Genomic DNA, 11,825 nt, shown 5'->3' with positions numbered 1-11,825 from the left:
ATGATAGTGTTACGAAAACGTTTGCATAAAATTATGATGAGATGCAAAAGGAGAGAATGACTATGAATAAGACATGGTGGAAAGAAGCGGTTGCTTATCAAATTTATCCACGTAGCTTTATGGATTCAAATGGCGATGGTATTGGAGATTTACAAGGTATTATTGCGAAACTGGATTATTTAAAAGATTTAGGAATAGATGTAATTTGGATTTGTCCAATGTATAAGTCACCTAATGATGATAATGGTTATGACATTAGTGATTATCAAGATATTATGGATGAGTTTGGTACGATGGAAGACTTTGATGCTTTACTAGATGAAGTTCATAAACGTGATATGAAGCTTATTATTGATTTAGTTATTAATCATACAAGTGATGAACATCCATGGTTTATTGAGTCTCGTTCATCTAAAGACAATCCGAAGCGTGATTGGTATATTTGGCATGATGGTAAAGATGGTGCGGAACCAAACAACTGGGAAAGTATTTTTAATGGTTCGGCATGGGAATATGATGAAGTAACAGGACAATATTATTTACACTTATTCTCGCGTAAACAACCAGATTTAAACTGGGAGAATAAAGAAGTTCGCGAAGTGTTATACGACACAGTTAATTGGTGGCTTGATAAAGGAATTGATGGTTTCCGTGTGGATGCGATCAGTCATATAAAAAAAGAAGACGGCTTTAAAGATATGCCAAATCCAAAAGAACTAAAGTATGTACCATCTTTTGATAAACATATGAATGTGGATGGTATTCAACCGTTATTAGAAGAGTTAAAAGAAAATACATTTTCTAAGTACGATATTATGACTGTTGGTGAAGCGAATGGCGTTAAGATTGAAGATGCTGAGCTTTGGGTTGGAGAAGAGCAAGGTAAGTTCAATATGGTATTCCAATTCGAACATTTAAGCTTATGGGATGCTGAAAAGAAGAAAGACCTTGATGTTGTAGGACTGAAAAAGGTATTAACGAAATGGCAAAAAGGGTTAGAAAATAAAGGGTGGAATGCTTTATATATTGAGAATCACGATAAACCACGTATCGTTTCAACTTGGGGGGATGATAAACAATATTGGCGTGAAAGTGCAACGGCTCTAGGCGCAATGTACTTCTTTATGCATGGTACACCGTTTATTTATCAAGGGCAAGAAATTGGGATGACAAATGTCCAATTACCAAAAGTTGAAGATTACGATGATGTTGCAACTAAAAATTTATATCGTGAGAAAATTGCAGAGGGCGTATCACATCAAGATATGATGGAAATTATATGGGCTTCTTGCCGCGATAATTCACGTACACCTATGCAGTGGAACGATGAGATGAATGCTGGCTTCACAACAGGTGCACCTTGGTTTAGTATAAATCAAAACTACAAAGAGATTAATGTTGAAAAGCAGAAAAATGAAGAAAACTCTATTTTCAATTTCTATAAGAAAATGATTGCCTTGAAAAAAGAGCACGATGTACTGAATTACGGTACGTACGATTTACTTTTAGAAGATGATTTGCAAATTTATGCATATACTCGTACATTAAGCGATGAAAAAATCGTTGTAATTAGTAATATCTCAAAAGAGGAAGCTGTATATAATGAGGGTTCATTCGCACTAGAACGCAAACGTTTGCTTTTAAATAACTACGAAGTTGCGGAACATGAACCAGTAACTACAATCACGTTAAAGCCTTATGAAACAAGGGTTTATCGCATTTCATAATAAAAAAGGATGCTCCTAGAGCATCTTTTTTTATGAAAAAAAATAAATTTCTATTGCAAAGTGAAAACGCTTTTATTAAAATAGATTTATGAAAACGGTTGCGTAAAGGATAAAAACAAATTAAAATGAGGAATCGTTTTCATAAAGGGAACAGAAATTATAATTTAAATCATTATGTTGTTATAAATAAAGGGGAGGAAGAACAGATGAAAATTACGTCTTTTGATTTTTGGCAAAAGTTCGGGAAAGCGTTATTAGTTGTTGTAGCTGTAATGCCAGCAGCTGGTTTAATGATTTCTATCGGTAAGTTAATTGGAATGTCTGCTGGGGATATTAACGCAGTTCATACAATCGCTCGCGTAATGGAAGACATCGGTTGGGCAATTATTACTAATCTACACATCTTATTCGCAGTAGCAATTGGGGGATCTTGGGCGAAAGATCGCGCAGGTGGTGCATTTGCAGCGCTATTAGCATTCGTCTTAACAAACAGAATTACAGGAGCTATATTTGGCGTAAACGCTGAAATGTTAGCGGATTCAAAAGCGAAAGTTTCTTCAGTATTAGCAGGGGACTTAATTGTAAAAGATTACTTTACTTCTGTACTTGGTGCACCAGCATTAAACATGGGGGTTTTCGTAGGGATTATCACAGGTTTCTTAGGAGCTACTTTATATAACAAATATTATAACTATAACAAACTGCCACAAGCATTAGCATTCTTTAACGGAAAACGATTCGTACCATTCGTTGTAATTGTTTGGTCTACAGTAACTGCAATTGTATTATCACTTTTATGGCCATTCATCCAAAGTGGATTAAATGAATTTGGTCGCTGGATTGCAGCTTCAAAAGATAGTGCACCAATTGTTGCACCATTTGTATATGGAACGTTAGAACGTTTACTATTACCATTCGGTTTACACCATATGTTAACAATTCCGATGAACTATACTGAGCTAGGTGGAACATATACGATGTTAACTGGTTCGAAAATTGGACAAGTTGTAGCAGGACAAGATCCTTTATGGCTTGCATGGATTACAGATTTAAATAACTTATTAGCAAATGGAGATACAAAAGCATATAACGATTTATTAAATAATGTTGTACCAGCCCGATTCAAAGCTGGACAAGTTATCGGTTCATCAGCAGCGTTAATGGGTATTGCTTTCGCAATGTTCCGTAATGTTGATAAAGAAAAACGTGCAAAATATAAACCAATGTTCTTATCAGCAGCGTTAGCAGTATTCTTAACAGGTGTAACAGAACCAATTGAATTCATGTTCATGTTTATTGCTCCAGTATTATATGTTGTATATGCAATTACAACAGGACTTGCATTCGCATTAGCAGATTTAATTAACTTACGTGTTCACGCATTTGGATTTATTGAATTAATTACTCGTACACCGATGATGGTTAATGCAGGACTAACAAGAGATTTAATCAATTTCGTTATCGTTTCATTAGTATTCTTCGGTCTGAACTTTACATTATTCAATTTCTTAATTAAAAAGTTCAACTTACCAACACCAGGACGTGCAGGTAACTACATTGATAATGAAGATGAGTCATCAGAGGGAACAGGAAATGTACAAGATGGTTCATTAGCAACAAAAGTTATTGATTTATTAGGTGGAAAAGAAAATATTGCTGACGTAGATGCTTGTATGACTCGTTTACGTGTAACAGTAAAAGATTTAGATGTTGTTGCACCAGAAGCGCAATGGAAACAAAATGGTGCTTTAGGACTGATCGTAAAAGATAAAGGTGTACAAGCGGTATATGGCCCGAAAGCTGACGTATTAAAGTCAGACATTCAAGATATGTTAGGTGCGTAATAATATGAAATTGCTAACTTTAAACTGTCACTCTTGGCAAGAAGAAAATCAAATAGAAAAGATAAAATATCTTGCTAAAGTCATTCAAGAAGAAGAGTACGATGTTATCGCATTGCAAGAAGTAAGTCAGTCGATAGGAGCTAAAAATGTATGCGGTAACAAGAAAGAAGATAATTTTGGACTTTTACTATTAGAAGAGTTAAAAGCGTTACATGTAAAAGATTACAATATTACTTGGGATTTCTCTCATATTGGTTATGATGTGTATGAAGAAGGATTAGCGATTATAACGAAGCATAATGTTGTAAAAGAAGATACGTTCTTTATTTCAGAAAATAAGGATACAACGTATTGGAAAACACGCAAAATTGTAAGTGCAACAATTGCTTACAATGGTAAGAACATCACGTTTTACTCTTGCCACCTCGGTTGGTGGAATGATGAAGAAGAATCATTTAAAAATCAAGTGAATCGTTTGATGGAGCGTGTAGATAGCAATGAACTTTCCTTCTTAATGGGTGATTTTAATAATAACGCTCGTTTGCAAGGGGAGGGTTATGAATATATGATGCAAAAAGGTTTGTACGACACATATGAACTAGCAATAGAGAAGGATGAGGGAACAACTGTCCAAGGTGAGATTGCTGGTTGGGATGGAAATAAACATAATTTACGAATCGATCTAATATTGTGTAACCGAAGTGAAAAAGTTCGTTCTTCAAAAGTTATTTTTAATGGTACAAACCGAAATGTAATTTCAGATCATTTCGGTGTAGAAGTACAAGTAGATATATAATAGAAGAAATCCTCACAGATGATAAAAAGCTGTGAGGATTTTTTTGAGGAATACAAGTATTTCCAAGAGAAAATACTTGTATTTTTTATGACATTTCCTATATATTTGTTATTATTGAATGTAAAACCGATTTGGTCATTTTGTATTCATACTTTGACTTACTTCGTTATATAATGTAGTAAGTCAAAGTTAATGGGAAAAAATAGTTCGTTTTTGGTTAATCCACGATGTAGAAAGTGATATAATTGCAAAATGTATGTATCATTTTCTAAAGAAGGAAAAATATATAATTAGGTGATAACTTCTATGAAACAAATTTGGCGTATTTATAAGACAGATTTACGGAATGTAGCAAAACATTGGGCTGCAATTGTTATTGTTGTAGGGTTAATGATTTTACCATCGTTATATGCATGGTTTAACATTAAAGCTTCTTGGGATCCGTATGGAAATACAAAAGAGGTTCCCATTGCAGTTTCTAACCAAGATGCAGGCTCTAATTTAAGAGGGAAAGATATTAATATCGGGGACGAGATTGTAGATTCCCTTAAGAAAAACAAAAATCTTGGCTGGAAATTTGTAGATGAAAAACAAGCAATTTACGGAGTTGAACGTGGGGATTACTATGCAAGCATTACAATCCCAAAAGACTTCTCTGAAAAGATTGCAACTGTTCTGGATGAAAATCCACAGAAACCAGAACTTGATTACTATGTAAATGAAAAGGTAAACGCGATTGCACCGAAAATTACAGCAAAAGGTGCATCAGGTATTACAGAAGAAATTAGTAAAAACTTTGTTAAAACAGCGAACGGTGAGATTTTTAAAATCTTCAATGACCTTGGAATCGATTTAGAAACAAACTTACCAAGTATTGAGAAAGTAAAAGATCTTGTATTTAAGTTAGAAGCGCAGTTCCCAGAAATGAATACACTGATGGATAAGGCGTTAGATGATGCGACTCGAGCAGAGGATGTTGTGAAAGTAGCACAGAAAGAATTGCCGGTTGTGGAAAGTGTTATTAATGATGGGCAGGATACACTTAAGAGTTTAGATGCGTTCTTTGCGAGAAATGATGAAACATTGAATCGTGCTCCGGGAACTATTAAGAATAATTTAATTGTAACGAAGCAGGGCTTGGATGCTGCAGCGAAAATTACGGATTACTTAAAAAATCCTTCATTTGATTTTAATCTGACACTTCCAGATCCAGCTAAATTCCCAGTGTTACCTAATATAACTCTTCCACAAATACCGCAAATACCAGAAATTCCAGCGTTACCGCAAGTGAATGGTGATGGGTATAAGAATATTGCTAAAAATATTGATCAAACTGTAAATAATGTTTTCAGCTCAATACGTGTTGGAACAACTTATGCACAAGGTGTTGTAAACGGGTTACAAAATGGTAATTTTGATCCAGAAAAAGCGAAACAAGATCTTAATAATGTTTCTGAGACGCTGCAAGGACGTGCGGATAGTGTTTCATATGTAATTGATGTCTTTACTAAATTTAAAGAGTCGGCATCAACTGATTTTGGAAAAGAATTCTTCCAAAAGAGAATAGAAAGATTAACAAACCTTAAATCAGCTATCGAAAATGCAAATGGTGGCGTTAAAGATATTGCTAATATTATTGGTACAGGGCAAGAAGTGAAAAAAGATGTAAGAGATGCTACTAATAAAAAGTTAGATGCAATAAATAACTTGGTAAATCAAGCAGAAGCAGATTATAATGCAACATTCGTAACTGATTTTGAAAAAGCAGTAAGTACAGCCGAGCAATTGAAAGATAAGGCTGAAGGTGTAAAAGAAGATGCGCAACAACTTAGAGGTAATTTAAATCAAGATATAAAAAAAGCGAATGAGTTAGTAAATCAAACAAATGAGGCATTAGACAGTGGTAGAGAAAAGTACGATAAGGCTGTAAGTGATTACAGCAGAGTAAAAACAGAACTTGGAAAAGCAAGAGAAGACTTAAGCAACGCAGGTGTTAATGGATTAGACTCTACAAAAGTAGCCTTAAATGATTTAAATGGACAGTTCAAAGCAGCATGGAATTTAGTTAATGATATGATTCCAGTTCTGGAAAATACAAATAAAGTTTTAGCAGATGTAAATAGTGATAAGAACACGAATAACACTATTTCTAAATTAAATAAAGTAAAAGATGGTCTTCAAAAAGGAATCAATTTAACTGATAAAGGAATTGACTCTATTAATAAAGGGCAAAAACCAGCAGCAGATGTTATTGAGAGTATTAATGAAGTATCTAAGAGTGTTTCGGGTCAAATTGGTGACATTTTAGCTAAATATGATTCAGAAATCACTCCAAATTTCAATGCGGCTATTGCTCGTACGAAAGAGATGTCTAAAAACACATCTCAAATTTTAAAAGAAGCAGACAAAAAGCTTCCAGATGTTAAAAAAATACTAGAAGATTCATCAAAAGGCTTAGTAGATGGTAAAAAGAAATTAGCAGACATTAAAGCTGAAATGCCAGCTACTGAGAAAAAGATTAAAGAATTGGCAGATAAAATTCGTGATTTTGAATCTGAAGAGGATTTAAAAGATATCATACGCTTATTGAAAAACGATGTTGAGAAGCAAAGTGATTATTTTGCGAATCCAGTAAATTTAAAAGAGAATAAATTATTTGCAATGCCGAACTATGGTTCAGCAATGTCACCATTCTATACAGTGCTTGCATTATGGGTAGGCGCATTATTAATGGTTTCATTATTAACAGTAGAAGTACATGAAGAGGGCGCGAATTATAAGAGCCATGAAATTTACTTCGGACGTTTATTAACATTCTTAACGATAGGTCTTTCACAAGCGTTTATCGTATCAATGGGAGATATATTCTTACTCGGTACGTACGTAGTCGATAAGTTCTGGTTTGTATTATTTAGTTTATTTATTGGTGGAGTCTTCGTTTGTATCGTATACTCACTCGTTTCTATTTTCGGAAACGTAGGGAAATCGATGGCGATCATTTTACTTGTACTACAAGTAGCAGGGTCGGGCGGAACATTCCCAATTCAAATGACACCGAAATTCTTCCAAGCAATTTATCCGTTCTTACCGTTCACATATGCAATTAGTGCAATTCGTGAAACAGTAGGCGGAATGCTGTGGGATATTGTAACGCGAGATTTACTTGTATTAAGTGCTTTCGTAGTAGTTATGATTGTTGCTGCGTTATTACTGAAAACACCAATTAACAAATCAAGCGAAAAATTCGTTGAGAACGCAAAAGGAAGTAAAATCATTCACTAACATAAAAGGTTCCTACCGATAGAGGTAGGAACCTTTTTGTTTAATCAAATTTTAATTTCTTTAATGCTTCTGCAAATGGGTTATTTAATGGTTCTTCTTCTTTTTTCTGTTGTTTCATATATTTTTGAACGTCACGCTTATCAGCTTTGTTTCCAGATTCTTTTTTACGTCTTTCTTGGAATGTGGATAATTTTTCGCGATAGCCACATTTACATGCAAAGATTTGTCCTGCACCTTCACCACGTAATTCTAACTTCTTCTTACACTGAGGGCAACGAGCGTTTGTTGTACGAGATACATTTTTACGATGACCACATTCACGGTCTTGGCAAACGAGCATTTTTCCTTTTTTGCCGTTTACCTCTAGCATTGGTTTACCGCAATCTGGACAAGACTTCGTTGAAATATTGTCATGTTTATATTTTTTATCACTCGATTTAATTTCAGAAACAATTTCTTTCGTATAGTTCTTCATTTCGGAAATGAATACTTCTTTTTTCAGTTTACCCTTTGCAATTGCCTCTAGCTTTTGTTCCCACTCACCAGTTAGTGTAGGTGATTTTAACTCTTCTGGTACTAAATCAAGTAACTGACGGCCTTTTGAAGTAATGTGAATATCTTTACCACGTTTTTCAATTAAGAATGAATTGAATAGCTTGTCGATAATATCAGCACGCGTTGCTACAGTACCTAATCCACCAGTTGATTTTAACGTATCAGCAAGTTGTTTATTTTGCGTATCCATATATTTTGTAGGGTTTTCCATTGCTGAAAGTAAAGTCGCTTCGTTAAAACGTGCCGGTGCTTTCGTTTGACCTGATGTTTGCATAATTAACTTTACAGTCAATGTATCGCCTTTTTCAATGCGAGGTAAAAGTTGCTCTTTTACGTCATCAGTTACATCATCATCTTCAAAGCGATTTTCATATACTTCCTTCCAACCTGCATGTAAAATTGTTTTTCCGCGTGCAATGAACGTTTCATTGCCGACTTTTGTGCGTAACGTTAGTTGTTCGTATTCGAATGCTGGGAATAAAACAGCTAAGAAACGTTTTACAACTAAATCATAAATTTTACGTTCTTTATCTGTGAAGGCGGAGAAGTTAACGTATCCTTCTGTCGGAATAATTGCGTGATGATCACTTACTTTACTATCATCAACAAATGATTTATTAGCCTTGATAGGCTTTTGTAATACTTTATGTGCTAAGGAACGGTACTCTCCAACACCACATGCTTTTAGACGTTCTGGAAGTGTTCCAACGATATCAGATGAAATATAGCGTGAATCTGTACGAGGGTATGTTAGGACTTTATGTTGCTCATACAATTTCTGCATAATGTTCAATGTTTCTTTCGCAGAGTAACCGAACTTTTTATTGGCATCACGTTGTAATTCAGTTAAATCGTAAAGACCAGGAGAGAATGATTTCTTCTGTTTTTTATCAATTTCCACAACAGTAGCATTATGCTTATCTAAACCTTTTACAATACCATCAATTTTTTCTTTATTGAAGCTGCGGCTATTGCCGTTTGCATCTTGCCAAGTTAGTTTTAACTGATTTGTCGTTTGAGCCTCGATGCCGTAGTAAGTTTGAGCTTTGAAATTCTTTATTTCATCTTCACGATTAGCGATCATTGCGACAGTAGGTGTTTGCACACGGCCGCAATTCAGTTGGGCATTAAAGCGAGTCGTTAAAGCTCGAGTCGCGTTAAGACCGATATACCAGTCAGCTTCTGAACGTGCGACAGCTGAAGCGTATAAATTGTCATATGCTTTACCTGGTTTTAAATTTGCGAAACCATCTTTAATTGCTTTATCAGTAACAGATGAAATCCATAGACGTTTGATTGGTTTATTAACTCGAACTTTATCAATAATCCAGCGAGCAACTAATTCTCCTTCACGTCCAGCGTCTGTCGCTACAATAATTTCATTTACATCTTTTCTAAGAAGCTGACTTTTTACAGCATTAAATTGTTTCCCAGTTTGTTTAATAACTGTTAATTTCAAACGCTCAGGTAGCATCGGTAAATCTTCTAAATTCCACTTTTTATATTTCACATCATAGCTTTCTGGATCTGCTAATGTAACAAGATGACCTAAAGCCCAAGTTACAATATATTTACTACCTTCAAGGTAGCCATTTCCTTTTTTATCGCACTTCAGTACACGTGCAATATCTCGTGCAACGGAAGGCTTTTCAGCGATTACAACGCTTTTTGACATATTTAAAACATCCTTTCAAATTTCCATACGTTAACTATAGCATACATCTTCTTGAGATTCAGTTTCGCTCCATATTTGAACGGTTTTTAATGGGATAACATCTGTTTGAAATTGAATGATCGTGACAGAACATAATATGCACCATGATGAGACTGTGAGAAATAGATAGTTATTATGCGTATTGTTTTATTAGTTGCTTCTATATTAAATAGAAAAGTAAAGAACTTGTTATTTTACTAGAATAAGAGTAGACTTTGAAGTAGAAGAATACTAAACACATGGGAGTTTGTGGATACAAACTGAGAGTATGGCTAGTCTGTCATTGACCATTTGAACCTGTTGGATAATGCCAGCGTAGGGAGAGTGTAAAAGCACATGTTCAGGCACTTTGCGTACGCGCAAAGTGCCTTTTTGTGTATCTCCCATAACTATAGTTAGGAGATGAGAAGGATGAATAGGAAAGAAATTAGTAAAGTAGTGGATTTGGTGAGAGAATCTAGTCCGCTCGTTCATAATATTACAAATGTTGTTGTAACAAATTTTACAGCTAACGGTTTGTTAGCGTTAGGGGCATCGCCTGTAATGGCGTATGCAAAAGAAGAAGTGGCAGAAATGGCTAGCATTGCTGGAGCGTTAGTATTAAATATGGGAACACTTCGTCCGGAAGAAGTAGAAGCGATGTTACTTGCCGGTAAATCAGCAAATGTGAACAATGTACCAGTACTGTTTGATCCAGTTGGTGCAGGAGCAACATCGTATCGAACAGAAGTTGCGAGACATATTCCGGCTGAAATTGAATTAGCGATTATTCGCGGAAATGCAGCTGAAATAGCGAACGTTATTAATGAGAGATGGGAAATTAAAGGGGTAGACGCTGGTGCTGGAAATGGTAATGTCGTAAGTATTGCAAAACAGGCAGCGGATGAATTGAATACAGTTGCGGTGATTACTGGAAAAGAAGATGTTGTTACAGATGGAGAGCGAACTGTTCTCATTCGAAACGGTCATCCTATTTTAACGAAAGTTACGGGAACAGGTTGTTTACTAACTTCTGTAATAGGAGCATTTGTAGCGGTAGAAAAGGATTATGTAAAGGCAGCGGTAGCGGCATTAACGTTTTATGGGGTAGCTGCGGAACTGGCAGCTGCCAAGACGGTGGAAAAAGGACCTGGTAGTTTTCAAATTGAATTTTTGAATCAATTAGCGAATACGACTTCAGGTGATATAGAGAAGTATGGGAAAATTGAGGTTATATAGTAAGGAGGGAAAATAAATGTCACGTATTTCAAAGGCAGAAATGTCTAAGTTATTATCAGTATATTTTATTATGGGAAGTAACAATTGTACGAAGGATCCACTACAAATATTGAAAGATGCACTTGAAGGTGGTATAACAATTTTTCAATTTCGTGAAAAGGGGGAAGGCGCTTTAACGGAAGAGAAACGCATTTGTTTTGCAAAAGAACTACAAGCAATTTGTAAGGAGTACGGTGTACCGTTCATTGTAAATGATGATGTGGAACTAGCTCTCAAGTTAGATGCAGATGGCGTGCATGTTGGGCAAGATGATGAAGGAATTACCTCTGTTCGTGAAAAAATGGGTGATAAGATTGTTGGTGTATCTACACATACAATTGAAGAAGCACGCTGGGCAATTGAAAATGGGGCTGACTATTTAGGTGTAGGACCTATCTTTCCAACGAGTACGAAAAAAGATACGAAAGCAGTGCAAGGAACGAAAGGGTTAGCTCATTTTAGAGAACAAGGAATTACAATACCGATTGTCGGAATTGGAGGCATTTCAATTGAAAATACCGCTTCGGTTATAGAAGCAGGTGCGGACGGTGTTTCAGTTATTTCAGCGATTAGTTTAGCTGAATCTGCGTATGAAAGTACGAAGAGGCTAGTAGAGGAAGTGAGTAACAGTTTGTAGAAGAAGGCTATGT

Annotated in this window: 7 protein-coding genes and 1 riboswitch; of the genes, 6 read left to right on the top strand and 1 reads right to left on the bottom strand. The window is 35.4% G+C overall.

The genetic code is table 11. From position 1 onward, the window contains the following. The first annotated feature begins 62 nt into the window (after positions 1-62). From ACTFSI_RS16905 to ACTFSI_RS16890, 4 genes are all read left to right on the top strand, one after another. Positions 63-1,727: a glycoside hydrolase family 13 protein gene (locus ACTFSI_RS16905; protein WP_001044727.1), complete on the top strand. Its 1,665-nt coding sequence runs from the start codon at positions 63-65 to the stop codon at positions 1,725-1,727. A 206-nt stretch (positions 1,728-1,933) separates the two neighbouring features. Further along, positions 1,934-3,571 (top strand): PTS transporter subunit IIBC, encoded by a 1,638-nt coding sequence (locus ACTFSI_RS16900; protein ID WP_000705534.1) that lies wholly within the window; start codon positions 1,934-1,936, stop codon positions 3,569-3,571. A 4-nt stretch (positions 3,572-3,575) separates the two neighbouring features. Continuing rightward, the gene (locus ACTFSI_RS16895; RefSeq protein WP_138322526.1) at positions 3,576-4,367 is read left to right on the top strand and encodes an endonuclease/exonuclease/phosphatase family protein; all 792 of its coding nucleotides are present in this window, start codon (positions 3,576-3,578) and stop codon (positions 4,365-4,367) included. 306 nt (positions 4,368-4,673) lie between these two features. Beyond that, positions 4,674-7,649 carry a YhgE/Pip domain-containing protein gene (locus ACTFSI_RS16890; protein WP_138322525.1) on the top strand — a complete coding sequence of 992 codons (2,976 nt, stop codon included), beginning with the start codon at positions 4,674-4,676 and terminating at the stop codon, positions 7,647-7,649. Between the two features lie 40 nt (positions 7,650-7,689). Here the strand turns inward: ACTFSI_RS16890 and topB are convergent, their stop codons facing one another. Beyond that, entirely contained in the window at positions 7,690-9,879 is a 2,190-nt protein-coding gene (topB, locus tag ACTFSI_RS16885; protein WP_138322524.1) for a DNA topoisomerase III, read from the bottom strand. Between the two features lie 268 nt (positions 9,880-10,147). Further along, a riboswitch (TPP riboswitch) is annotated at positions 10,148-10,257 on the top strand. A 72-nt stretch (positions 10,258-10,329) separates the two neighbouring features. Between topB and thiM the strand changes: the two genes are divergently transcribed. Together thiM and thiE are read left to right on the top strand one after the other, a co-directional pair. Continuing rightward, positions 10,330-11,136, top strand: a complete 807-nt coding sequence (thiM, locus tag ACTFSI_RS16880) for a hydroxyethylthiazole kinase (RefSeq protein ID WP_070805145.1) — start codon at positions 10,330-10,332, stop codon at positions 11,134-11,136. A gap of 16 nt (positions 11,137-11,152) precedes the next feature. Continuing rightward, complete coding sequence (gene thiE / locus ACTFSI_RS16875; RefSeq protein ID WP_044790816.1) at positions 11,153-11,812, top strand: thiamine phosphate synthase; 660 nt, start codon at positions 11,153-11,155, stop codon at positions 11,810-11,812. Positions 11,813-11,825: the final 13 nt, after the last annotated feature.

It is taken from the genome of Bacillus cereus group sp. MYBK101-2 (assembly GCF_051918845.1).
GTDB lineage: Bacteria > Bacillota > Bacilli > Bacillales > Bacillaceae_G > Bacillus_A > Bacillus_A paranthracis.
The sequence above is the reverse complement of the archived record's forward strand: the minus strand, read 5'-3'. Positions and strand labels throughout refer to the sequence as shown.

What these genes read in the sequence shown, in the direction of transcription:
- ACTFSI_RS16905 (WP_001044727.1), top strand. Translation starts at nt 63, where the DNA reads ATGAATAAGACATGGTGGAAAGAAGCGGTTGCTTATCAAATTTATCCA.
- ACTFSI_RS16900 (WP_000705534.1), top strand. Translation starts at nt 1,934, where the DNA reads ATGAAAATTACGTCTTTTGATTTTTGGCAAAAGTTCGGGAAAGCGTTA.
- ACTFSI_RS16895 (WP_138322526.1), top strand. Translation starts at nt 3,576, where the DNA reads ATGAAATTGCTAACTTTAAACTGTCACTCTTGGCAAGAAGAAAATCAA.
- ACTFSI_RS16890 (WP_138322525.1), top strand. Translation starts at nt 4,674, where the DNA reads ATGAAACAAATTTGGCGTATTTATAAGACAGATTTACGGAATGTAGCA.
- topB (WP_138322524.1), bottom strand. Translation starts at nt 9,879, where the DNA reads ATGTCAAAAAGCGTTGTAATCGCTGAAAAGCCTTCCGTTGCACGAGAT.
- thiM (WP_070805145.1), top strand. Translation starts at nt 10,330, where the DNA reads ATGAATAGGAAAGAAATTAGTAAAGTAGTGGATTTGGTGAGAGAATCT.
- thiE (WP_044790816.1), top strand. Translation starts at nt 11,153, where the DNA reads ATGTCACGTATTTCAAAGGCAGAAATGTCTAAGTTATTATCAGTATAT.